This is a genomic window from Metabacillus halosaccharovorans, from assembly GCF_002019635.1.
Lineage (GTDB): Bacteria > Bacillota > Bacilli > Bacillales > Bacillaceae > Metabacillus > Metabacillus halosaccharovorans.
The window spans coordinates 1,616,326-1,639,158 of record NZ_KV917371.1 but is presented as its reverse complement, the minus strand read 5'-3'; the positions used below and the strand labels follow the sequence as shown (position 1 = coordinate 1,639,158).

General features: G+C 35.5%; 26 protein-coding genes. 7 read left to right on the top strand and 19 right to left on the bottom strand.

Annotated features, from left to right (window positions below; genetic code table 11):
- The first annotated feature begins 7 nt into the window (after nt 1-7).
- From ytrH to BK577_RS07545, 3 genes are all read left to right on the top strand, one after another.
- Nucleotides 8-343 (top strand): sporulation membrane protein YtrH, encoded by a 336-nt coding sequence (gene ytrH, locus BK577_RS07555; RefSeq protein WP_026560822.1) that lies wholly within the window; start codon nt 8-10, stop codon nt 341-343.
- Nucleotides 340-843: a sporulation membrane protein YtrI gene (gene ytrI, locus BK577_RS07550; RefSeq protein ID WP_078432353.1), complete on the top strand. Its 504-nt coding sequence runs from the start codon at nt 340-342 to the stop codon at nt 841-843. Before ytrH ends, ytrI begins: the two co-directional genes overlap by 4 nt.
- 249 nt (nt 844-1,092) lie before the next feature.
- Nucleotides 1,093-1,281 carry a YtzJ family protein gene (locus BK577_RS07545; RefSeq protein ID WP_078432352.1) on the top strand — a complete coding sequence of 63 codons (189 nt, stop codon included), beginning with the start codon at nt 1,093-1,095 and terminating at the stop codon, nt 1,279-1,281.
- Nucleotides 1,282-1,468: 187 nt separating this feature from the next.
- Here BK577_RS07545 and BK577_RS07540 read toward each other — a convergent pair whose 3' ends face one another.
- On the bottom strand, nt 1,469-2,410 hold the full coding sequence (locus BK577_RS07540) for a DHH family phosphoesterase (protein ID WP_078432351.1): 942 nt from the start codon (nt 2,408-2,410) through the stop codon (nt 1,469-1,471).
- Nucleotides 2,411-2,574: 164 nt separating this feature from the next.
- Between BK577_RS07540 and BK577_RS07535 the strand changes: the two genes are divergently transcribed.
- Nucleotides 2,575-2,871 carry a YtpI family protein gene (locus BK577_RS07535; RefSeq protein WP_078432350.1) on the top strand — a complete coding sequence of 99 codons (297 nt, stop codon included), beginning with the start codon at nt 2,575-2,577 and terminating at the stop codon, nt 2,869-2,871.
- A gap of 57 nt (nt 2,872-2,928) precedes the next feature.
- Here the strand turns inward: BK577_RS07535 and BK577_RS07530 are convergent, their stop codons facing one another.
- From BK577_RS07530 to BK577_RS07505, 7 genes are all read right to left on the bottom strand, one after another.
- Nucleotides 2,929-4,245, bottom strand: a complete 1,317-nt coding sequence (locus BK577_RS07530; RefSeq protein ID WP_078432349.1) for a CBS domain-containing protein — start codon at nt 4,243-4,245, stop codon at nt 2,929-2,931.
- 111 nt (nt 4,246-4,356) lie between these two features.
- Complete coding sequence (locus tag BK577_RS07525; RefSeq protein ID WP_078432348.1) at nt 4,357-4,611, bottom strand: hypothetical protein; 255 nt, start codon at nt 4,609-4,611, stop codon at nt 4,357-4,359.
- 154 nt (nt 4,612-4,765) lie between these two features.
- Nucleotides 4,766-5,446 (bottom strand): metal-dependent hydrolase, encoded by a 681-nt coding sequence (locus BK577_RS07520; RefSeq protein WP_078432347.1) that lies wholly within the window; start codon nt 5,444-5,446, stop codon nt 4,766-4,768.
- Between the two features lie 127 nt (nt 5,447-5,573).
- A complete protein-coding gene (locus tag BK577_RS07515) occupies nt 5,574-6,341 on the bottom strand; it encodes an SDR family oxidoreductase (RefSeq protein ID WP_078432346.1) in 768 nt (255 codons plus the stop codon).
- Between the two features lie 226 nt (nt 6,342-6,567).
- A complete protein-coding gene (locus tag BK577_RS25925) occupies nt 6,568-6,729 on the bottom strand; it encodes a hypothetical protein (RefSeq protein ID WP_156931970.1) in 162 nt (53 codons plus the stop codon).
- 74 nt (nt 6,730-6,803) lie between these two features.
- Nucleotides 6,804-8,177, bottom strand: a complete 1,374-nt coding sequence (gene argH / locus BK577_RS07510) for an argininosuccinate lyase (RefSeq protein WP_078432345.1) — start codon at nt 8,175-8,177, stop codon at nt 6,804-6,806.
- A complete protein-coding gene (locus BK577_RS07505) occupies nt 8,174-9,373 on the bottom strand; it encodes an argininosuccinate synthase (protein WP_078432344.1) in 1,200 nt (399 codons plus the stop codon). The genes argH and BK577_RS07505 overlap by 4 nt, the downstream gene beginning before the upstream one ends.
- Nucleotides 9,374-9,616: 243 nt before the next feature.
- Here BK577_RS07505 and BK577_RS07500 point away from each other — a divergent pair, with 243 nt between their 5' ends.
- Nucleotides 9,617-9,934 carry a hypothetical protein gene (locus BK577_RS07500; RefSeq protein ID WP_139367281.1) on the top strand — a complete coding sequence of 106 codons (318 nt, stop codon included), beginning with the start codon at nt 9,617-9,619 and terminating at the stop codon, nt 9,932-9,934.
- Nucleotides 9,935-9,984: 50 nt separating this feature from the next.
- Here the strand turns inward: BK577_RS07500 and BK577_RS07495 are convergent, their stop codons facing one another.
- Both BK577_RS07495 and BK577_RS07490 read right to left on the bottom strand, forming a co-directional pair.
- Nucleotides 9,985-10,497, bottom strand: coding sequence for a MogA/MoaB family molybdenum cofactor biosynthesis protein (locus BK577_RS07495; protein ID WP_078432342.1), 513 nt, complete (start codon nt 10,495-10,497; stop codon nt 9,985-9,987).
- A gap of 16 nt (nt 10,498-10,513) precedes the next feature.
- Nucleotides 10,514-11,350, bottom strand: coding sequence for an EcsC family protein (locus BK577_RS07490; protein ID WP_169908149.1), 837 nt, complete (start codon nt 11,348-11,350; stop codon nt 10,514-10,516).
- Between the two features lie 240 nt (nt 11,351-11,590).
- Here BK577_RS07490 and BK577_RS25920 point away from each other — a divergent pair, with 240 nt between their 5' ends.
- Entirely contained in the window at nt 11,591-11,740 is a 150-nt protein-coding gene (locus BK577_RS25920; protein WP_169908147.1) for a hypothetical protein, read from the top strand.
- A 131-nt stretch (nt 11,741-11,871) separates the two neighbouring features.
- On the opposite strand, the gene BK577_RS07485 is transcribed toward BK577_RS25920, so the two are convergent.
- The 7 genes from BK577_RS07485 to sppA all read right to left on the bottom strand — a co-directional run bounded on the left by BK577_RS07485 (nt 11,872) and on the right by sppA (nt 18,276).
- Nucleotides 11,872-13,059 carry an acetate kinase gene (locus BK577_RS07485; protein WP_078432340.1) on the bottom strand — a complete coding sequence of 396 codons (1,188 nt, stop codon included), beginning with the start codon at nt 13,057-13,059 and terminating at the stop codon, nt 11,872-11,874.
- A 365-nt stretch (nt 13,060-13,424) separates the two neighbouring features.
- Nucleotides 13,425-14,423, bottom strand: coding sequence for a class I SAM-dependent methyltransferase (locus BK577_RS07480; protein ID WP_078432339.1), 999 nt, complete (start codon nt 14,421-14,423; stop codon nt 13,425-13,427).
- A 346-nt stretch (nt 14,424-14,769) separates the two neighbouring features.
- Nucleotides 14,770-15,270: a thiol peroxidase gene (gene tpx / locus BK577_RS07475; protein WP_078432338.1), complete on the bottom strand. Its 501-nt coding sequence runs from the start codon at nt 15,268-15,270 to the stop codon at nt 14,770-14,772.
- Between the two features lie 123 nt (nt 15,271-15,393).
- Nucleotides 15,394-15,858, bottom strand: a complete 465-nt coding sequence (gene ytfJ / locus BK577_RS07470) for a GerW family sporulation protein (RefSeq protein WP_078432337.1) — start codon at nt 15,856-15,858, stop codon at nt 15,394-15,396.
- A gap of 70 nt (nt 15,859-15,928) precedes the next feature.
- Nucleotides 15,929-16,606, bottom strand: a complete 678-nt coding sequence (locus tag BK577_RS07465; protein WP_169908145.1) for a DUF2953 domain-containing protein — start codon at nt 16,604-16,606, stop codon at nt 15,929-15,931.
- A gap of 100 nt (nt 16,607-16,706) precedes the next feature.
- The gene (locus BK577_RS07460) at nt 16,707-17,258 is read right to left on the bottom strand and encodes an RDD family protein (RefSeq protein WP_078432335.1); all 552 of its coding nucleotides are present in this window, start codon (nt 17,256-17,258) and stop codon (nt 16,707-16,709) included.
- Nucleotides 17,259-17,271: 13 nt separating this feature from the next.
- Entirely contained in the window at nt 17,272-18,276 is a 1,005-nt protein-coding gene (sppA, locus tag BK577_RS07455; RefSeq protein WP_078432334.1) for a signal peptide peptidase SppA, read from the bottom strand.
- Between the two features lie 159 nt (nt 18,277-18,435).
- Between sppA and BK577_RS07450 the strand changes: the two genes are divergently transcribed.
- Nucleotides 18,436-19,236 (top strand): NAD kinase, encoded by an 801-nt coding sequence (locus tag BK577_RS07450; RefSeq protein WP_078432333.1) that lies wholly within the window; start codon nt 18,436-18,438, stop codon nt 19,234-19,236.
- A 26-nt stretch (nt 19,237-19,262) separates the two neighbouring features.
- On the opposite strand, the gene BK577_RS07445 is transcribed toward BK577_RS07450, so the two are convergent.
- Together BK577_RS07445 and mbcS are read right to left on the bottom strand one after the other, a co-directional pair.
- Nucleotides 19,263-20,852, bottom strand: a complete 1,590-nt coding sequence (locus tag BK577_RS07445) for an amidohydrolase (RefSeq protein ID WP_078432332.1) — start codon at nt 20,850-20,852, stop codon at nt 19,263-19,265.
- Between the two features lie 259 nt (nt 20,853-21,111).
- Complete coding sequence (gene mbcS / locus BK577_RS07440) at nt 21,112-22,695, bottom strand: acyl-CoA synthetase MbcS (RefSeq protein ID WP_078432331.1); 1,584 nt, start codon at nt 22,693-22,695, stop codon at nt 21,112-21,114.
- Between the last annotated feature and the right edge of the window lie 138 nt (nt 22,696-22,833).

Genomic DNA, 22,833 nt, shown 5'->3' with positions numbered 1-22,833 from the left:
GATGGACATGGACAAAGAAGCCTTTATGCCGGCTTTTATTCATAGTTATTTTATTGCCTTAGGAGTACTTTTAGGAGGGACCTTGATCGGCGCTATTGGTGCCTTTTTAGCCGGAGAGCCACCATTAACAAAGATGTTTGAATTTGCAAATCGACTAAAAATATGGGCTCTTGTTGCTGCAATAGGCGGAACCTTTGACGCTTTTTACAGTTTTGAACGCGGGATTTTCCAAGGTGAAACAAGAGATATTGTGAAACAGGTACTCTTAATCGTTTCTGCTATGGGAGGAGCACAAACAGGCTGGCTTCTTATTACTTGGTTAACTCAGGAGCATTTATCATGAGAATACCGCCACACTATCAACAGCCTACATGGCAAAGATTTTTTGCTGGTGCAGCAATAGGAGCAATTATCAGTTGGGGCGTGTTTCTATTTATTTATGGTGTGAATCAGGAAAAGCACAGTACAATTATAAATGAGCAAAAGCAAATAATTCAAGAATTACAGAATGATAATAAAATTTATAAGGAAGAATATACAAAGCTAAATAAAGAAGCACAAAAAAAATTAACGATTCAAGAAATTAATGTCCATTTAACAAATGGTGATCGTTTCAATTTTAAGGAATTCAGAATTAATATTATCGAAAATAAGATAAAAGAGGATTTATTTGACTTAGTTGCTAAAGATATTGAAAGTGTATCCTCAAATCAACTTTTGATTGAGCGGACAATTGAAAATCGCACCTTTGATATTGAAGGAAAAAAATATCACCTTGAGATGATAAAATTAGTGTTACACACCACCCTGTACATCGAAGTAGAAATTTCCTTTCTTGATTAAAAATATGTCTTTTTTCCAATAATTTAAAAAATTGGATCGCATTTTCTTTGTTTTTTCGATAAAATAGAAGTAGGAAAAACAAGGAAATCATCAAGAAGTCAGTTTATCATTAAAATTGGCTTCTTGGACTCTTAGTTCCTACAATTCATGTTCCTTTCGTTCATTCATATCCTAACAAAACATCCATACCCTTGTTTTCCAATATTTCTGCGCTATAGTCAGGGAAAATATGAGATGGAGGGATGAGATATGTATATTTTAAATTCTAAAAAAGTAGCTTTAGAGAAAGTAGAAATTATTAAAAATGGCTTTTCTGCTTATGTTGAATCAGCTGAACTTGCAGGACTAATAAAAAAAGAATTAAAGAAATTACAGCTTGATGTTTACGAAGATGTAACAGAGCTTGGTTTTTGGTTTATTCCGAACAGAGAAAAGTAAGCGCTATTATTTTATTGTCTTCTAAAGTCGATTTCCTCAGGCTTAGTATGAACCCAACTTTCATCAAAGACGGAAAGACGAAATTTCCCTCATATTTAAGTTCCTCACATAGTGATTATTTGCTATTCATACAGATTTTCATGCAGAGAAAAGGGCTGTTCATAAGAAATTACAGCCCTTAGTTTCATTATATATGGTCCTGACATAGCTTTTCTAATTCTTGGACAACCTGGTTAGCCTCTTCCCAGCTATATACAGATGCTCCGGAAGCAAGAGGATGTCCGCCGCCATTATATCGTTTTGCTAATCCATTGATCACAAGACTTTTTGCACGAAGTCGAACACGAATTTGTGTCTCCTCCTCTACAAAAAATACCCATGCTTTTACCCCTTCAATATTTCCTAAGATCCCTACAAGTTGTGAAGCCTCTGATGGTGTCACTTCATACTCTTTTAACATTTCTTTTGTTATTTTCATAGATGCCGCGCCTGAAGAGGTTAAAGAAAAGTTTTGTAAGACAAAACCGCTTAATTTAGCCACATTTCTCTTAGTTTTGTATAGCTCATCATAAATTGGTGTTGGTTTAATTCCCACAGAAATTAATGCACTTGCATATTGAAATGTTTTTTCGGTTGTACTTGGAAAAAGAAATCTCCCTGTATCTCCAACAATTCCTGTATACAGAAGCTCTGCAGCCTTTTTAGAAAGCTCTAATCCAGCTTCTTTTCCTTCTAAGAATAACTCGTATATCATTTCACTTGTAGCACTTGCTGATGTATCTACCCAAATAATGTCCCCATATTGATCATCGTTTGGATGATGGTCAATTTTGATAAGTTTTTTTCCAGTATGATAACGCTGATCACTTACTCTAGCCTGATTTGCCGTATCACATACAATCACTAATGAATCTTGATAAAGTTCATCAGGAACAAGATCCATTTTATAAAGAAACTCTAATGATGGTTCAGTTTCTCCAACAACATAAATCTTTTTGTCCGGATAAGACGCTTTTAAAATCTCCGACAACCCACATTGTGAACCGTAAGCATCTGGATCTGGACGAACATGACGATGAATAATAATGGAATCATGAGTGCGAATTTCATCTAAAATTTGTTGTTTCATTTCGTTCTCCTTTTTACCTTTTATAAAGTTATTAAATCACAATTTTCCGGATTTAAAAAGAATGATTAATTGCCTTGTTCATTTTTTATCCTGTTTTTAATTGGGACATGGTAAAATAGATTCGTAAAAGTTAGATAGAGTAGAACCTTATGGAGGTTTTGTAAATGCCAGTTTTAGTTGTTCTCATCATTTTCGCTTTAGCTTTTTATGTTTATTATAAGATCAAATCTTATCGATCAAATAAGCCAATTGAAAAGCGTTGGATATCGGCAAAATCAAGCATTGCTTTAGGCTTGTTTGTAGCATTTTTCGGAATGAACCAGCTCTTTCTCTATCGCTCAACATTATCCTTGTGTGTAGGAGCGATCTTCCTTCTAATCGGCTTTGCAAGTGCCTGGACAGGCTATCGTGCTTACAAACACTATTTACCACACGTGTTAAGCGAAGTAAAACAAAAGTAAAAAAGAGGTGTGTGTCTTATGACTTTTTAAGAGTCCAAGACAAATACACCTCTTTTTCTATCTTTCAATTAGCTGGACCATTAACATTGCCTTCCCAACGACTACACCATTACTAAATGCTTCAACATCAATCTTTCCAAATTTACGCCCAACTTCAAGAATTTTCGGATGTATTTCAAGCATTGATTCCATTTGTACAGGTTTAATGAAATAGATCGTAATATTCTCAACGACAATGTCACCCTTTTTCTGTGCTCTTAAAAACCGATTTACCGATTCGGTTACAAGGGTTGTAAAGACACCATATGAAATGGTACCTAAGTGGTTCGTCATTTGAGGACTGACTTCACAACGAAAAATACTGCTTCGTTTTGCCTCATCATCTATTGTAACGAACTGATTTGTCACAATATCATCAAGTTTTTCCCCAATTTGCGGCTGTCTTTGAATAACCTGAAGAGCTTTTAAAACATCTTGGCGGCTAATGATTCCTTGAAGTCGATTATGTTGGTCAACAACCGGGAGAAGCTCAATCCCTTCCCACACCATCATTTGCGCTGCAGAAGCAACGGACGTTTTTCCTATAACTGTAATCGGACTTTTTGTCATGACTTTTTCAATTAAGGTTGAATGATCATTCCCCATGATATCTTTTGACGTCACAATCCCCTGCACTTTAAGGTTTTGATCAATAACCGGAAAGCGTCCATGTCCTGTTTCATAATTATGTTGATACCATGTGGCAATCGTATCAGATGTATATAAACAAATTGTTTTATCTATCGGTGTTAAAATATCTTCAACTTGGACAATTTCTTTTTTGATTAGCTGATCATAAATCGCTCTGTTGATCATAGCTCCTACTGTGAACGTGTCATAACTTGTTGAAATAATCGGTAATTCAAGTTCATCAGCGAGTTTTTTTACACTATCTTCGGTATCAAACCCACCTGTAATGAGTACAGCTGCACCGGCTTCAAGTGCATATTGATGAGCAGTTGTTCTGTTTCCTACGATAAGCAGATTACCAGCTCCTGTATACCTCATCATCGCATCAAGTTTCATGGCACCTATAACAAATTTGTTTAATGTCTTATGTAGCCCTGCTCGTCCACCTAAAACTTGTCCCTCAACAATATTAACAACCTCTGCATATGTTAATTTTTCAAAGTTTTCCTTTTTCTTTGTTTCAATCCTAATTGTCCCTACACGTTCAATTGTACTTACATACCCTTTATTTTCAGCTTCTTTTATAGCTCGATATGCTGTTCCCTCGCTAACATTAATATCTTTCGCAATTTGCCTAACAGAAATTTTTTCTCCTACAGGCAGTGAAGTTATATGCTGTAATATTTGCTCGTGCTTTGTAGCCAAGCTGCATCACCCTTTTTCTATTTGTGCATCTATCTGCAAACATAACTCTTAAGAGAGTTGTTGTCTAAACAAACATGTCCACTTATATTATAAGGGTGATAATAGCTTATATCAACGCAACGTTTGGCGTTGTCTTTTTCTTTGCAGTGACTCTTTATATGCTTTTACTTGTCTTGCAGAAGCTTGCTGCTTTGGACGATATAAGAACTGCGCAAAATTACCGCCTATGACAAAGATCGCAAGACATAACCAACTTAATACAAACACAGTCTGCATCTTATCACCTGTTAATGCAATATTTTGCAGTCCAAAATAAAGCATCACTAATGCTAAAAATGCATAAATCAAACTTTTCATTTCAACCATCCTTTCACATCCATAACTTTATTAATATTGTATGCATGTACAATATAGAAAAGAAGCTTTGGAGAGTAGAAATGTAAAGTTTACATAATGCATCATCATACTTTTCTTTAAATTAAAAAAGAATTGACGTATCACCATGATACGTCAATTCTTTCTATACTCGATATGATTCGCCGACTTTTAAAGGCAGGCCGACCCCTTCAGGGAGCAATTCAGAAAATTTTATAGGGTCTTGTTTAATGTGAGGAAACGTATCGTAATGAATTGGAACGACTTTTTTCGCCTTCAACCATTTTGCAGCATCTTTTGCATCATCAGGTCCCATTGTTAGATTATCACCAATAGGCAGAAACGCAATATCTATTTCATGGCGCTCACCTATCATTTTCATATCTGAAAACAATGCAGTATCACCTGCATGATAAAGTGTTTTGTCCTCAGCTGTAATTAAAACTCCTGATGGCATTCCTGTATAAACAACTGTTCCATCTTCTTCCTGATAGCTCGACCCATGAAATGCCTGTGTAAGCTTTACGGTACCAAAATCAAATTGATAGGCACCGCCGAGGTTCATAGGATGAATGTCTATACCATTCTTGCCTATGTAAACAGCCAGTTCATATGGAGCAATGACCAACGCTTTGTTTTTCTTGGCTATTTCAACTGTATCGCCCACATGGTCGTTATGGCCATGTGTAAGGATAATAACATCAACCTTTACCTGGTCAACAGTTAAATCAGTTATAGGATTGCCTTTGATAAATGGATCAATAATTATGTTTTTTTTCTTACTCATCATTTGTACAACAGAATGACCGTGGTATGAAACTTGCAAACTTTTCACCGCTTTCTTTGAAATGTAATTTGATATTTAAAGGAACGTATATTGTCCTACATCAACCTTATAAAAATTTTACCCACTATCCACTATCGTTTAAACCTTCTCTCTCCTCTTACCACTTTTACAAGTGGAATCGATGGATGACATTTGCACCGCCAGTCACTTCAATAATTGACCCGGTGATCAAATCTGAATTTTCATCACAAATAAAAGCCACAGTTCTTGCAATATCTTCTCCAGTTCCTGACCGTCCTATCGGTGTTTTTGATTGACCCTCACTTATTTTTCTCGAATGTTCGATGGTTGCTTCTTTCATTTCCCCAATAATATTACCAGGACAAATCATATTAGCAGTAATCCCGTGTTCAGCTTCTTCGATACTAATTGATTTTGTTAAAGAAACTAATCCCACCTTTGCTGCACTATAAGCAGAGCGGTGTAGCCAACCTGGAGAAGATTCAGCGCCTTGGAAACCATATGTAACAATTCTTCCATACTTTTGCTTTCTCATGATGGGAACAACCTTTTTAAATAAATGAAAAACAGAGCTTAAGTTTCCTTCGATCATTTGGTACCATTCATCATCAGTATAATCAGCAAGCTTTTTTCTTTCGAATATATAAGGGCCTGCATTATTTATTAAACAATCTAGTCTTCCAAAACGTTCAAGTGATACATCGATCATATTTGATAAATCTTCTTTCTTTGTAACATCACCTTGAACAAATAAAATACGATCAAGAAGATGAGAGTAATTCGCTTTGAACTCATTTACTGCTTCTATATCATTTCGGTAATTGACAGTGACGGAATAACCCTTTTTCAAAAATTCTTCTGTCACTTTCTTTCCTAACCCTTTTGATCCTGCAGTAATAAGGGCATGTCTCACGATATCATTTCCTCCCCATAAAGCTTGTCTTATTCTATACATCTTTATTTGTTCCGTTTTATGAATATTCCTTCATTCATTATGTTTATATTTGTATTGGGTGTTATTATAACAATAAACGAAAATATAAATTGTTTCTATTTTTATTGCTCTTTTTGGAAAAGTAAGTATGGGGAAATTGAGGGCAAAAAAAAGCTGACTATAAAAGTAAGCCAGCAGTTTTTCATTATGAGTCTCTTCTTAATCTAAAATGCTCTTGGAGAAAATTTGGATCATACTGTTGTTCAACTACTCCACTTGAATAAGAATCTGTTAGTTGTTGCATTGTTTCTTGTTCACCCAAGTGATCATAATAATAGGTTTGTCTTGTTACACGTTTCTCTTTCAAAATAAAACAGCTCCTTATTTTCAGCATTCGAACATTAGTGTCTCTGAAAATAAAGAGCTTATACGATGATTTTATTAAGATAGTGTTGCTTTTGCTTTTTCAAGTGCTTTCTTTACAACTCCAAAGCCCGTCCCACCAGCACTCATTCTTTTTCGTACAGCTTCATAAGGATTGATCATCTCATAAATATCCTCTTCAAAAAGATTTGAGGCTTTTTGATATTCTTCAAACGGCAAATCCTTTAAATAAATTCCGGACTGGATACATTGATAAACCAAAGTACCAACGACTTCATGCGCTTCTCTGAATGGCATTCCCTTTGTTGAAAGATAGTCTGCTAATTCAGTTGCATTTGAGAAATCTTCTGATGTTGCTTTTTCCATTTTTTCTTTATTCACTTTTAATGTATCAATCATTCCGATAAAGATTTGTAAGCTGCCCTCAATTGTCTTAACTGTATCAAACATACCTTCTTTATCTTCTTGAAGATCTTTGTTGTAAGCAAGCGGAAGTCCCTTTAGAATCGTTAATAGAGACATTAAATTACCGTAGACTCTTCCTGTTTTCCCTCTAATTAACTCTGCCATATCAGGATTTTTCTTTTGTGGCATGATACTGCTGCCGGTAGCATACGTATCATCAAGCTCAATAAACTGGAATTCCTGAGAGCACCACAAAATGATTTCTTCACAAAAACGGGATAAATGCATCATCATAAGAGAGCTATTGCTTAGAAATTCAATGATAAAGTCACGGTCACTAACACCATCAAGACTATTTTCATAAATACCTGCAAAATTAAGCTTTTGTGCAGTATATTCACGGTCTATCGGAAATGTAGTTCCAGCAAGCGCTGCACTTCCTAATGGAGAGATATTAATTCGTTTAAGGGATTCTGTAAATCTTTGCTTATCACGGTCCAACATCCAAAAATAAGCCATTAAATGATGTGCAAACGAAATCGGCTGTGCTCTTTGAAGATGTGTATAGCCAGGTAAAATCGTTTCTACATTTTCTTCTGCTTTTTCAATCAGCGATTTTTGAAGACCCTCAATAAGCTCAACAACCATTGCAACATGCTTACGTAAATATAAATGCATATCAGTTGCAACCTGATCATTACGGCTTCTACCTGTATGTAGTTTTCCTCCAACAGGACCGATTTCATCAATTAACATTTTTTCAATATTCAGATGAATATCTTCATAGTTAACGGAAAAAGTAAGCTCATTCTTTTTGGCTTTTTCTAAAAGAGTTGTTAAGCCATTTGTAATTTGATCTGCTTCTTCTTTGCTAATAATCCCACACTTGCCTAGCATATCAACATGTGCAAGACTGCCAGTGATGTCTTCCTCAACTAATTCCTGATCAAAATGGATGGATGCGCCGAACTCATCCACCCATTGTTCAGGGGTTTTTTGGAAGCGTCCACCCCAGAGTTTTTTCATACTTCCACCTTCTTGTTTTTCACCATGCTGTTTACTTTTGTTGGTAATCCAAATAATTCAATAAATCCGATTGCTGCATTGTGATCAAATGCATCGTCTTTTGTATATGTTGCAAGCTTTTCATCATATAAAGAATACTCTGATTTTCTTCCCTCTACGATGGCATGACCTTTAAATAATTTTACTCTTACAGTACCTGTAACATACTTTTGTGTTTCTTTTAAGAATGCATGCAGGGCAGGTTTTAATGGAGAAAACCATAAACCATTGTAGATAAGTTCAGCCATTTTTTGCTCTATAACTGGTTTGAAGTGAGCGACTTCTTTTACAAGTGTTAAATCCTCAAGTTCTTTATGTGCTTTAATTAACGTCATTGCACCAGGGCATTCGTACACTTCACGAGATTTAATTCCCACAAGTCTGTTTTCAACATGATCGATACGTCCCACACCATGTCTACCAGCAATTTCATTTAAAGTTAAAATAAGTTCATGTAAAGGATATGCTTTACCATTGATCTTTACTGGAACACCTTGTTCAAAGTCAATTTCAATTATTTCTGCTTGGTCAGGTGTTTTTTCTAAAGGTGTTGTTAAATCGTATGCACCTTCTGGTGGCGCAGCCCATGGATCTTCTAAAATACCACACTCATTACTTCTTCCCCACAGGTTTTGGTCGATTGAATATGGGCTATCTAAATTGATCGGAATCGGAATACCGTGCTTAGAAGCATATTCAATTTCTTCTTCACGTGACCAACCCCATTCTCTAACTGGAGCAAGTACTTCAAGTTCCGGATTTAAAGCTTTGATTGAAACTTCAAAACGTACTTGGTCGTTTCCTTTTCCAGTACAACCATGAGCAACTGCAACTGCGTTTTCTTTCTCTGCGATTTCCACAAGCTTCTTTGCGATTAATGGACGTGATAGTGCAGATACTAATGGATATTTTCCTTCATATAATGTATGTGCTTGTAGTGCTACTAACGCAAAGTCATTTGCAAATTCTTCTTTAGCATCAATCATATATGATTCAACTGCACCTACTTGAAGAGCTTTTTGTTGAACAAATGCAGTATCTTTTCCTTCACCTACATCAAGACATGCCGCAACAACATCATAACCTTGTTCTTGTAACCATTTAATTGCAACAGAGGTATCTAATCCTCCGGAATATGCTAAAACTACCTTTTTCATCTATTTGTTCCTCCTCGGTTGTATAAAAATGAATGTGTGTTTATAAAAATACATCTCTTGTATAGGTACCACTTTACCAACTGTTTCCCTATTTCGTCAATAGAAAAATTGTATATTTTTGCAGATTTTTTGTATAAAAATTAAATTTTATTATATTTTATTCATTTTTCTCATTTTTGTGATGGTAGATGAATGATTGGAGGTATTGTAAAATAAGGAAAGATCAGAATGGAGGAAGAAAAATTGAGCGATTACTTTACCTATGATCAAAGACTTAAAATAAAGGTTCCACAATTAACAAAATCATGGACAGCCTATAACCTTCAGATTCAAAATAAAATATTAACCGAATGGGAAACAATTCGAGGGAGTATTCCAGATCGAATCGGGGAGCTTGAGGCAGAAATAAATAATAAGCAGGAAGCATTGAACATCGAAGAAGATTTTAATCGATCTTGTGAATTAAATCATGAAATTTCCGAGCTCGCTTCTATTATCAATGATTTATGGATTTGGTTTCGCACGACACAGCATATCTCAAATGCTAAAATACATAATTAATAACAAATTCAAATGTATAAGAAAAGAAGGCTGTGTTTTACAACCTTCTTTTACAGATCCTTTTGAATTTCTCTTACGATATGTCCTAACTCAGGTAAAATGAGTTTTTCCATCGCTAGTTTAACAGCCCCTGAAGATCCCGGCATGGCAAATACCGCTGTATCCATGGACACTCCAGCAATTGCTCTACTTAATATAGCGGCAGATCCTATATCATCTCGATAGCTCAGCATTCTAAAAATCTCACCAAAGCCAGGAATTTCTTTTTCAATCAATGATTCAACCGCCTCAATTGTCACATCCCTTTTGGCGATACCTGTTCCGCCATTTGTTAGGACAACATCCACTTCTTGTGCTTCACATCCCTTTAAAATAGCACTTCGAATGAGAGTTTTTTCATCATGGACTATTTCATAATCAATCACCACATGTCCTTGATCTTCTAAAAAACGCTTTATGAGCTGACCACTTTTGTCACTATCTTTATCTCTTGTATCACTAACTGTTATTACTTTACATCTAACTTGATCAGGAGCTTCCTGTTTATGTTCAAACGTACTCATACTATCCTCCAATACTTTATTGTTTTGTTTCAGTAATTAGTCTGTATTGATAAAATTTATTGGCAAATTCAGTAATTTTCCGTGTAGCATGATAATTACTTGTTGCGCCAACCATCATACTCACTACCGGTATACCGGCAACTAATTTACGTTTAAACAATGATAAAACTGAAAGCTTTGCGATTTGCTTTAAGAAAAATTCTACACTTTTCACATCCGCTAAGTCCTCATTGCCTGAATAAAAATAGCCCATATGATCTTCTGAATCAATTTCTCCTATTAATTCTTTCCATTGACTATACTGTAGGTGCTTCGGCATCAATGAAGCATGGTATACCTTTAAAGATGTCATCATTTCATAAGGATTATTAATCTCAAATCCATAACACATTGAGATCATTTGAATAGAACGTAAATTCAATATTGTCTGCAGGGGAAGATCAGCACCAATCAGGAGGAATCCTCCAGTTCCTGTCATACCTCCTTGTAAAAATGAATATAGCCGGTGCTTGGAAGTTTGTAAATCCGCTAAATAATGAAGTTGATCAACAGAGAGAAAGTGCAAATCACTAATTTCTATTATGTTTTCATTTAAAGCTCTTGCAGATAAGATGATTTGTTTCTTCGCATCCTGCTGGATAAACGAATTTTGTATAACAGAATGTAAATTAAACAGACTTGCATCTACTTTTTCATAAAATACCTTCTTCATTCGATCTGGAATTTCATCCATTTTCCGGTCCAACCATCGGCTAAAAGTACGCTGAAAATCTGTTCGGTTATCATTTTGCAATTCATGTTCCCACGCTTTTATTTCCTCTAAGATTTCCTTTTCACGTTCTAATTCATTCATCCACATGTCTCCTTATCAAAAGCATAAAAGGTATTTTTTAGTGAATTAATTAGTTTTATCATAACATAAATCAGCTTTGTCATAGAAATGACATTGTTTAATTCCAATTATGAAGATTTTGTTACAGACTCACTATATTCGACAAGAAAAACTAGGAACAAAACCTGACAATCAACTAGAAAGTGCTGTTGTTCTGTCTTATCATGTTCTCAAGTTATCATTTGAAAGGAGTGTTTTGTTATGAAGAAACAATTTATCTTTACCATCGGATCCGATGAAATTGTGATTAATGCAAACGGGATGATTGATGCCATTGCTCAAGTGAAAAAAGTCATTGTAGAAAGAGGAAACGAAAACAATAAACTAAAATTTGTAGGTGTAAAGTATTAATGGTCAAAAGAAAAAAATTAACAATCTTTTTATTTTTATAAATGGGCATGTGTTGGAACTATTTCCTCATTAAACATATGCCCTTTTTAATTTTTAAAAAAGACAACCGTAATGGTTGCCTTTTATCACGATTATTGAGCTAATCTTACAACATCACGTGCAATCATAACTTCTTCATTCGTAGGAATAACTAATACTTTTACAGGAGAATGAGGGTAGCTAATATACGCTTCTTCCCCATGAACCATATTTAGAGCAGGATCCCAATAAATACCCATGAACTCTAGGCCTTTTAATACTCTTGCACGAATATCATGACTGTTCTCACCAATTCCTGCAGTAAAGATAATAGCATCCACACCTGACATTCTTGCAGCATAAGATCCAATGTATTTATGAATTCTGCTGGCGAATACTTCTAAAGCTGTTTTCGCTCTTTCATTACCTTCTTCAGCCGCTTTGTGAATATCACGCAAATCGCTTGATAAACCAGAAATACCTAAAATACCACTTTTCTTATTTAAGATATCCAGTACTTCATCAGCTGATTTATTTGTTTTTTCCATGATGAATGGGATTAACGCAGGATCGATATTCCCTGAACGTGTTCCCATTGCAACACCTGCAAGTGGTGTAAAGCCCATAGAAGTATCAATTGATTTACCACCTTCAATAGCTGCAATACTTGCCCCATTACCAAGATGGCATGAGATTAGACGAAGATGCTCAATTGGTCTACCTAAGATTTCAGCAGCACGTTCGGATACATATTTATGTGAAGTACCATGGAAACCGTATTTACGGATACCGTATTTTTCGTAATATTCATAAGGTAAGCTATATAGGAATGATTGTTCCGGCATTGTTTGATGGAAAGCTGTATCAAAAACAGCTACTGCATTTACATTTGGTAATACTTCTTTAAATGCCTTAATTCCAACAATATTTGCAGGATTATGAAGTGGTGCTAAATCAGATAACTCCTCAATCTTTTCAAGTGTTTCATCTGTGATTAAAGCAGAGTCATTAAACACTTCACCACCATGTACAACACGGTGTCCGATCCCATCAATTTCATCTAAGGATTTAATGATTCCCAAATCAGTCAATTTGGATAATAAAATTTTAACAGCAACAGCATGATCAGGAATGTCTGTTACCTCTGTTTGTTTTTCATCATTAACTGAAATGCTAAAAACAGAGTCATTGATTCCAATTCTTTCCACTAACCCTTTTGTTAGAACTTTTTCACTTGGCATGTCAAATAGTTGGAATTTTAGTGACGAACTACCTGCATTGATTGCGATAATTTTACCCATCTAGTTTCGCTCCTTTTCATTTTAAACAACTGTCGTAAACAACAAAAATATATGTAAAACGATCAGTAAATTACAAAAATCATTTAGAGGGATTCATTTTAGAATTATTCCGATAAATTGTACCTCTTGTCTTTTTTCTAAACATTCTTATTCTCTACAAAATGTCTCTGATTATTATCTGCCTTTTCCATTTAAACACTGCCTTTTCGACATTTCAAGGACTTGATAAAATTGCAATCGGTTACAGATAAAATTTGTATTATTCAATTAATTTGGCTGGTAAATTAAGTGGTGGTACTGTTTGTATAGGAAGAAAAAGTATGCGGTTTCTTTCACGTAAAAAAGAGACTCATTCACCATGAGCCTCAATTTTTATCCTTATTATCCTTAAACCATTGATCCATTTGTTTCATGATTGAATTCATTGCATCTACATTCGAAAACTTTGGTAGCTCTGCAAGTATTGCTTGTTTAGGCATTTTTGCTTCAGGACCTTTTTTCTGTAGAATTAAGATGCTTTTACCATGTCTCTCATCTTTAAATAAAGATAAAGGCAATTTAATAAACCCTTGAATAATGGCTGTTTCTTTTAAGTACTTATTTAATTTTGGAGCTTCTTTTGTTTCAAATAAAGAATTTGGAACAATAAAGAAAAGATACCCGTCCTCTTTAATATGATCTATGCTTTGTTCCATAAATAAATGATGGGAATACGAATGTCCTTCATCCGCCTTTAATTCGTATCTACTCGCCTCTAGATCATTCGGATAATAACCGACAGGCAGATCACAAACTACCACATCTACAGGATCAATTAATAATCTTTCTAAACTGTCCTGATTATAAAAGTGTGTTGGATGCTCTTGGAGATTTGCATTGATATATGCTAATCTAATAAGTAAATCATCCACTTCAACACCATAGCTATTTGTATTCTCTATTGCTAAATAATTTAAGGTCGTTGTTAGTAGGTTACCTGTTCCTACCGCAGGATCTAGTATGGAAAGAACGTTTCTTTGTCCAATGAAGTTACTTACTAAATACCCTAAAAACAATCCTATTGTATCAGGGGTCATTTGATGATTTGGCTGGGCTCCTTCTTTTAAGCCCTTTAAAATTGCCAATTGATATGCCTTACGAATTTCTTCTTTATCAAATGTATGTAAAGAAACCGAATCATATTTTCTCTCCAGGCTCTTTACTGTTACTTCACTAAGGTTCTCTTGAAGTATTGTTCCTTGAAATAAATTTTCCCCTGTTTCAGCCAATGCTTCTATGTAACTAATTTTACATTCGGCCGCAAGTAAATCTGCTGTTTCATTTATAACCGTAAACAAATTTTCGATTTTCGATAGTGTTTTCATTCATTTACTCCTCCTAGCCTTTTCCCTCTTACCATTCTAGACATACTTCATATTTTAGTCAAAATAAATGAAAACAATTCTTTATGTACAAAAGCGCAAGCGCCTTGATCAGCCCCGACAAGCATAAGACGCAAAGGAATAGAAGACGTTCTTTGTCTTCAATTCCTTTGTGGCTAGACCCTAGAGGGGCTAGGCGCTGGAGCTGGATGTCGCGCACTTATCCACAGTTCAAGAATTTTATAATTTCCTAGACGAGTATAAAAGCGCAAGCACCTTGGTCAGCCTACTTTCTAAACCTATAAAAAAAGGACTCCCCAAATGTAATGGACAGTCCTTTTTCTACAACTTATTGAGCTGTTTTTGCTGCTTCGATTGCTGCTTCATAGTTAGGATGATTCGTTGCTTCACTTACGTATTCAACATACGTTACTTTATCGTTTGAATCTACTACAAAGACCGAACGAGCAAGTAAACGTAATTCTTTAATAAGGACACCGTATGCTTCACCAAAAGATGCGTCACGATGGTCTGATAATGTTTGAACATTTTCAAGCCCGTTTGATGCACACCATCTCTTTTGTGCAAATGGTAAGTCCATACTGATTGTTAAAACTTCTACATTTGAAAGATTGGATGCATCTTCGTTAAAACGACGAGTTTGTGCATCACATACACCAGTATCAATAGATGGTACGACTGAGATAATGCGTACTTTCCCCTTTGAATTCGCTAATGTAACAGGAGATAAATCATTTGATAATACAGTAAAGTCTGGTGCTTGATCACCTACATTTACTTCATTTCCAATCAAAGTTACAGGGTTGTTTTTAAACGTAATTGAAGCCATACCGAAATTCCTCCCTTAAAATTATGTACAGAGTAAATATATCCTAGCTTTCCATATTTATCAATAAATATGATTATCTCTTCATATTCTTCTTCAGAAAAATAACTGCCTACTAGTAGGCAGTTAAATATCTAAATCTTGCTTGTTCGTTGAACCAGTATTTTCCAACGGATCACTCTTAGATGACTCATTATCTTTATTTTTCTTAAAGACACCTTGAATCTTTTCAACTGCTTGAGGAGCAGCTTCTAGTATTTTCTCATATAAATGAGTACTTTCATCTAGATGAAGCATTTTCACGCCATTTGATGAAACAATTAAAAAAGCAATTGGAGTAATTGAAACTCCTCCTCCACTTCCTCCACCAAACGGAAGCTTAGGACCATTTTGCCCATTACTTCCTTCTGTACTTGTTGAATTAAATTCACTACCACCGGCAGCAAACCCAAATCCTACTTTTGAAACAGTTAGAATAACACTACCATCTGGTGTTTCGACTGGATCGCCTACGATTGTATTAACATCAATCATTTGCTTAAGGTTTTCCATCGCGGTTTTCATTAATCCTTGAATTGGATGATCACTCATTTTATGTATCCTCCTTTAGAAATAACTAAACGGTCAAGTTCATATACCTTCCGAGAATGGTCGTCTATTCTTAATTTGCAAAAAATGAAAATGGTTTACTTTTTAAGTGAGGACGACCTCCCCGCCAATATTTTATGAACTGAATACCTGCGAAAATAGCTTGCCCGATTCTAAACTGAATCATACATTTGAGTTTTGTCCTTGAGCAAAAAACATTAAAAGCAGGTGATATCGTCATGACAGGGACTGTTTGCAATTTCATATAGCTACTGATTAGTCCTACAACACCACCTTTAATAGACCAAGCAACCCCAGTAATCATACCGGTATGTGCAGCATCTCCTATTCCTATCTGTGAGTGCCACTCGAATTCCTTCACTTTTATTTTCTTTAAAAAACGACGAACTATTTTATGTAACCCTATAATATGTTGAAGTATTTCTTTTACATCATGTAAAGCTCTCACTTCTTCTTCTGGTGTTATTTTATTTTCCGTTTCCTTTACTTTACGATTGGACTCTTCTGCCCCGGCTTTTTGTTCTTTTTTTATGATTAGATTGGCTTCATCATCGATCTTTACAAGAGGGATATTTATTGTATACCGAATGTATCGCCAAGCACGTAGTTTGATTTTCAAATGATCATCATTTCCGATATGTTGAAGATCAAGGATAATCGTTATTTTTGTGATGAAGATAAGAAAAAGAATAAAGAATAATATCATAAGAATTATTATGATCCACAACAAATTCATCACATCCTTTCAATTTCTCATTATCACCTCTATATAAACAAATTAAACCTGCTATTTTATATAGCAGGTTCTAAGAACAACATAATTGTATTATCTATATTTCAGAAGGACTAGTGTTATAAATTGTTTCTTCTTTTACTGATTTTGAAAAAACCTTTTCATGAATGACTAGTGTGTCTGCAAAAATGTCATGTAAAGTCTGTTTTTTCGGCGTAAAGGCTGCAATTAGGAAGCCGATCCATATCATCTTAGATATATATCTTCCAACTAATTCTCTAAATATAATCGTACTCCAGTTTAGACTCGTATCATCATTCGATACGACCCTCAATCCAAAGATCATTTTACCTAAAGTCTGGTTCAGGAACTTTGTCATAAAAACAAAATAGGCAAAATAGGTAATAGCTGTTGCAATGGAAACTGGAGAGAAGATAAATGAGTCGCTTGTATCTAAGCCAATAAAACTGAATAAGGGATATATGATAATGCGATTTACGCTTCCTATTACAAGTAAATCTACTAGATATGCCCAAAAACGAATCCAAAACCCAGCAAGCATGTTTGGATAATGAACGATTGATTTCTTATCTACAGGCATCTGTTCAACAGATTCATTTTGCTCTGGACCTTCAAATGTACTGTCCACGTTTTAGTCCCCCTTACTCAGAATATAAATACATCAATCTAGGCGAATTTGAATTTGATAAAAGCTGAAGAAGAATTGATAACTCGGCGTCTTCTTTAAATATTTTGCTAGCACTCATAGAAAGGAAGCTCTCAAATCCTAAGGCTGACCCATATTGAACGACCTTCGCATCTTTCAACTTCAAATCCTTTTTCATAGTCGCTACTGTATCATCAAAATAACCTAGTTCATCGACTAGTTTATTTTCCTTTGCTTGTCTTCCATCATAGATTCGTCCATCTGCAACCTTACGAACCTCTTCTTCGGATAATGGACGCCCTTGTGTAATAACATCTACAAAACCGTCATATGCATTGTTTACCATCGCTTGTAAGATTTTTCTCTCTTCTTCAGTCATATCACGTGTAGGTGAGAAAATATCTTTGTATGGGCCGCTTTTAATGGTTTCAAATTTCACACCATACTTTTCAGCTAGCTCACCATAGTTAACAGATTGCATAATAACGCCAAGCGAGCCAGTTAATGTATCTGGTGCTGCAAAGATTTTATCGCCTGCAGTTGAAATATAATAACCACCTGAAGCTGCTTGCGTCCCCATAGAAACGTAAATCGGTTTTTTACTGGACTCTTTTAATTCTAAGAGTTTTTTATGTATTTCAGCACTTTCAACCACTCCACCGCCTGGTGAATTCACACGTAATATAATCCCTTTAATTGCATCGTCATCACCTGCTGCTTCAACCATATCCAGGAATGTTTGATGTTGATAGCCAGCGGTGCTAAAGAAAGATGTAACATCTTCACCTGTATCTTGAATAACTCCGTTAACATTCAGTACCAGGATTTTGTTGAATTCAGAGCCTTCCTCAATTACTTCTTCAGAGAATTCTGATCCGCTCGCAAAAGCCTCTGAGAACATTTCACTTTGATTTAGAAACATCATTGTCGAACTTATAATGATGGAAAATACAAATAAAACCCCAGCTATAGCAATTGCTCCCCATCGTTTACCATTCATCTTTTTTCTACCTCCCTAATTTTTGCTAGAATTTCAATATGCTTTATTCTAGCAGAATCAAACATTTAATCGTGCAAAAGTGGTAAACTAAACAACATAAAGTATTGTACCATCTTCCAGGAAAAAAGTGGAGGTATACATATATAAGGAGGATTCACTATGTCAGACCGTCGAAATGTTTATTTTTATTACAAAAAAGATGAAAGCACGATTGATAAAATTCACTCATTGATCAATTTCGCAAGGGAAAGAGATTTTAAAGTCGTAGAAGATCATAAAAATGCGAACATCATTGTCAGTATTGGCGGGGATGGTGCCTTTCTTCAAGCTGTAAGAAAAACAAATTTCAGAGCAGATTGTTTATATGTAGGAATTGGTGTGGATGATACATTAAGTCTATATTGTGATTTCCATCTTGATGACCGGGAGAAAATGCTTCAAGCAATGAATGAATCTCAAATTGAAGTTAGAAGATACCCTGTTTTAGATGTAAAAATTGACAATAATACTTCATTCAAATGTTTAAATGAATGTTCCATCCGCTCAAGTATTATTAAAACGTTTGTTATTGATGTCTTTATTGATGATCTTCACTTCGAAACATTTAGAGGTGACGGGATGCTAATCTCTACACCAACCGGAAGTACAGCATATAACAAATCAGTAAATGGAGCAGTTGTTGATCCTATGCTACCATGCTTACAGGTAAGTGAACTGGCATCTTTAAATAACAATTTATACCGTACCTTAGGTTCTTCTTTTATTTTGAGTGATAAACGAAAATTAACTCTTAAAGTTGTTCAGGATGGAAACGATTACCCGGTGATCGGTATTGATAACGAAGCACTTAGTATTCGTCATGTACAGCAGCTTGAATATAGTCTAAGTGAGCTCCCGATTAAAACAGTTAAGTTGAAGGATAACTCATTCTGGGAAAAAGTAAAAAGAACGTTTTTGTAAATAGACTTTGAAGAAGGGGCCAGCTTTCACTGTCCCCTTTTATACATTATGTCACCATCAACAACTGTCATGACAACATTTGTATTTAGTAATTCTTCCGCATCTATCGCAAAAATATCCTGATCAAAAACGGTGAAATCAGCAACATAACCCGGTTTGATCATCCCTTGTTTCCTTTCTTTATGAACAGCATAGGCACTGCCCTTTGTATATAATTCTACCGCTTCATATACACTAAGCTTTTGCTCTGGCAAATAGGATTTCCCCGATTTTTCGTAATCGCTTGTCCTTTTCATTGCAGCGTAAATTCCGAGTATCGGATCCACTGGCTCAATTGGGGCATCAGAACCTCCTGCGCAAGGAATTCCTATGTCTATGAGAGTTTTCCATGCATAACAGGATTTCAAATTCTCTTCACCAATCCGATCTATCACCCAGGGAAAATCACTCCCAACAAAACGAGGCTGAATATCAAGTATAATAGGTAGTGATTTGGCCTTTTCGATTAATTCCTCTCTTAAAATTTGAGCATGAATTAGACGATCATGTTGTCTATCACCAGGCGGATGCTTTTCAATTAAGTCGAGAATCCATTCAAAAGCTAAATCACCAATTGCATGTACTGCAACTTCCATCTTAAATCTTCTTGCTTTTTTAATTAATTCCTCAATTTCTTCTTTTGTATGAATAGCCACCCCTGAAGTTGTCGGATCATCTTTATAAGGGAAGCTTAATAAGGCTGTTCTGCCCCCTAATGCACCATCCGCAAAAATTTTCATCGCTCCAAATTCTATAAACGGACCATTCTCTCTTTTTCTAAGGTGAAATTCATCAACTACTTGATGATGAACTAATAAATGACTTCGAAACTTCAGTCCTTTTTCCACAACATTTTCGTATGCTTTTAAAGTATTTTCCAAACTACCATAATAAGAAAGATCTTCAGTATGGCCACCAACCAGACCTTTTTTATAACAATCTTTTATTGAGATTTCTAGTGCATATTGAATTTCATCCAACGTTGGAAAGGGAGAAATAGATAATAGCATATCCTGAGCTTTATCCAGTAAATAACCTGTTGGATGATTGTCATCGCCTCTAACAATAACTCCCCCGGCAGGATCAATTGTTTCCTTGGAAATATTCGCAAGTTGTAATGCTTTTGAATTGGCAATTAGCGCATGACGGCATATTCGTTTTAGCAGAACAGGATGATTTGGTGATACTTCATCCAGTTCTGTTCTATGAAGAATCTTACTATCCTCTAATTGGTTTTCATTCCACCCTTCACCAATGATCCAACGGCCTTTAGGAACTTCACTTGCTCTTTGCTTTATCATATCAAGCATTTCAGCGGAACTCTTTATTTTTGAAAAATCCAATCTTAACAGCTTTTCCCCATGTCCAATTAAATGCATATGACTATCAACTAATCCTGGTATCATCGTATTACCTTGCAGATTATGTTCTTTTGCGATTTCTTTATGGAATACTGCCCTGAGAAATTTGGGATTTCCAGTGGCTACAATTTGACCTTCACTGGTCAAAACAGCTTGTACCGTATTCCCTTCGTTCTCCAGCGTATAAATTCTTCCTCCATACCACAAAATACCCACTATCCATCCCTCCAAAGTCAAAATCTTTTCAATAATAGTAGCACAGAACAAACCATATAAGAAAAGCGCAAGCGCCTTGGTCAGCCCCGACAAGCATAAGGCGATTTGGAATAGAAGGCGTTCTTTGCCTTCAATTCCAAATTGACTTATGACCTCGAGGGGCTAGGCGCTGGAGCTAGACACTGAAACTAATTACAAAACTAATAAATTCTGATAATATCAAAAAAACCGAGAATAGCTCTCGGTTTTAATTTTTTTGTTATCCTTGTTTTAGTTGCAGCTCCCGTTCTCTTAAAACAACCCTGCGAATTTTACCGGAAGTTGTTTTAGGTAAATCCTCGACAAATTCTATTTCACGAGGATATTTATATGGGGCTGTTAAAGTCTTGACATGATCCTGCAGGGTTTTAGTCATTTCCTTTTGTTCTGATAAGGATGGATTTCTTAACACAACATAAGCTTTAACTATATTTCCTCTCACTTCATCAGGACTAGCAACTACTGCACATTCTTTTACATATGGATGCTTTACAAGCGCATCTTCCACTTCAAATGGTCCAATCGTGTATCCAGAACTAATAATAATATCGTCACTTCTTCCTTCAAACCAGAAGTATCCGTCTTCATCCATTTTTGCACGATCTCCTGTTACATAATAGTCCCCTCTAAATTGCATCGTTGTTCGTTCAAAGTCTTTATAGTACTCCTTAAATAAGGCGGGGGTATCACGATGTACAGCAATATCACCAACTTCTCCAACCTTACAAATATTGCTTTCATCATCAATAATTTTCACATCATTTCCAGGCGTTGGTTTTCCCATAGAACCTGGTTTAATTTCCATTCCTTTCATTACACCAACTAATAATGTGTTTTCTGTTTGGCCATAACCGTCTCTAACTTGTACATTGAAATACTTCTCAAATGTCTCAATTACCTCACGATTTAACGGCTCCCCTGCAGAAACGGCACTATGTAAAGAAGAAAGCGAATAATTCTCAAGGTTTTCAACCTTTGCCATCAAACGATATTCAGTTGGAGTACAACATAAAACATTAACATTATAGTTATCAAGGAGTTGGAGATATTTCTCCGGATTAAATTTACCATGATAAATTAAACCTGTTGCCCCGCTCCCAAGAACGGATAGAAAGGGACTCCACACCCACTTCTGCCAACCAGGTCCTGCAGTTGCCCAAACAACATCTTCCTCTTTTATACTTAGCCAGTTTTTAGCGGCAGTCCTTAAATGTGCAAATGCCCAGCCATGTGTATGGACAACTCCTTTAGGATTTCCTGTAGTTCCTGAAGTATAGGAGATAAATGCCATACTCGAGGATTCTGTTTTTACCATTTCCATTTCAGTACTTTGCGTGTTTAATAGTTGTTCTAAAGAAATCCAATCATGCTCAGATCCATGAATGACAAACTTTTTAATTGAATCATATTCTTTTATATCTTTAAACTCACTGGTATATAAACCATAGCTTACTATAGCTTTTACATCACCATGTGTTATGCGATATTGTAAATCCTTTGTACGTAACATTTCAGAACTAGGAATAACGACTAACCCTGCCTTTAAGGCTCCTAAATAAACGGCATAAGCATCAATAACTCTAGGGATCACCACAAGAACTTTATCACCTTGCTTTAGTCCTCTGTTAATGAAAGCGTTTCCAATCCGATTTACTCTTTTTATTAGTGAACTATAGGTAATCTCACTTGTCTCACCTGATTCATTTTCCCATTTTAGAGCTACCTTTGTAACATCTTTAGAATACTTTTCTATTTCTTCTACTAAATTATAAATGGGTGGCGCAAGAAGCTCTTCTCTTACCATACTTCCCCCTCCTTCTTGGATCATACATACATATTATACCTAATAAATATAACTTTTTAAAATCTTATGAAATAAAAGCACTCTAATATATACAACCCTAGTATTTGCAATATGCAAAAAACAGACCTTATGAGGGTC

Coding starts and splice junctions, on each gene's coding strand:
- ytrH (WP_026560822.1), top strand. CDS start 8: ATGGACAAAGAAGCCTTTATGCCGGCTTTTATTCATAGTTATTTTATT.
- ytrI (WP_078432353.1), top strand. CDS start 340: ATGAGAATACCGCCACACTATCAACAGCCTACATGGCAAAGATTTTTT.
- BK577_RS07545 (WP_078432352.1), top strand. CDS start 1,093: ATGTATATTTTAAATTCTAAAAAAGTAGCTTTAGAGAAAGTAGAAATT.
- BK577_RS07540 (WP_078432351.1), bottom strand. CDS start 2,410: ATGAAACAACAAATTTTAGATGAAATTCGCACTCATGATTCCATTATT.
- BK577_RS07535 (WP_078432350.1), top strand. CDS start 2,575: ATGCCAGTTTTAGTTGTTCTCATCATTTTCGCTTTAGCTTTTTATGTT.
- BK577_RS07525 (WP_078432348.1), bottom strand. CDS start 4,611: ATGGTTGAAATGAAAAGTTTGATTTATGCATTTTTAGCATTAGTGATG.
- argH (WP_078432345.1), bottom strand. CDS start 8,177: ATGAAAAAACTCTGGGGTGGACGCTTCCAAAAAACCCCTGAACAATGG.
- BK577_RS07505 (WP_078432344.1), bottom strand. CDS start 9,373: ATGAAAAAGGTAGTTTTAGCATATTCCGGAGGATTAGATACCTCTGTT.
- BK577_RS07495 (WP_078432342.1), bottom strand. CDS start 10,497: ATGAGTACGTTTGAACATAAACAGGAAGCTCCTGATCAAGTTAGATGT.
- BK577_RS07490 (WP_169908149.1), bottom strand. CDS start 11,350: ATGAATGAATTAGAACGTGAAAAGGAAATCTTAGAGGAAATAAAAGCG.
- BK577_RS25920 (WP_169908147.1), top strand. CDS start 11,591: ATGAAGAAACAATTTATCTTTACCATCGGATCCGATGAAATTGTGATT.
- BK577_RS07485 (WP_078432340.1), bottom strand. CDS start 13,059: ATGGGTAAAATTATCGCAATCAATGCAGGTAGTTCGTCACTAAAATTC.
- BK577_RS07480 (WP_078432339.1), bottom strand. CDS start 14,423: ATGAAAACACTATCGAAAATCGAAAATTTGTTTACGGTTATAAATGAA.
- tpx (WP_078432338.1), bottom strand. CDS start 15,270: ATGGCTTCAATTACGTTTAAAAACAACCCTGTAACTTTGATTGGAAAT.
- ytfJ (WP_078432337.1), bottom strand. CDS start 15,858: ATGAGTGATCATCCAATTCAAGGATTAATGAAAACCGCGATGGAAAAC.
- sppA (WP_078432334.1), bottom strand. CDS start 18,276: ATGAATGGTAAACGATGGGGAGCAATTGCTATAGCTGGGGTTTTATTT.
- BK577_RS07450 (WP_078432333.1), top strand. CDS start 18,436: ATGTCAGACCGTCGAAATGTTTATTTTTATTACAAAAAAGATGAAAGC.
- mbcS (WP_078432331.1), bottom strand. CDS start 22,695: ATGGTAAGAGAAGAGCTTCTTGCGCCACCCATTTATAATTTAGTAGAA.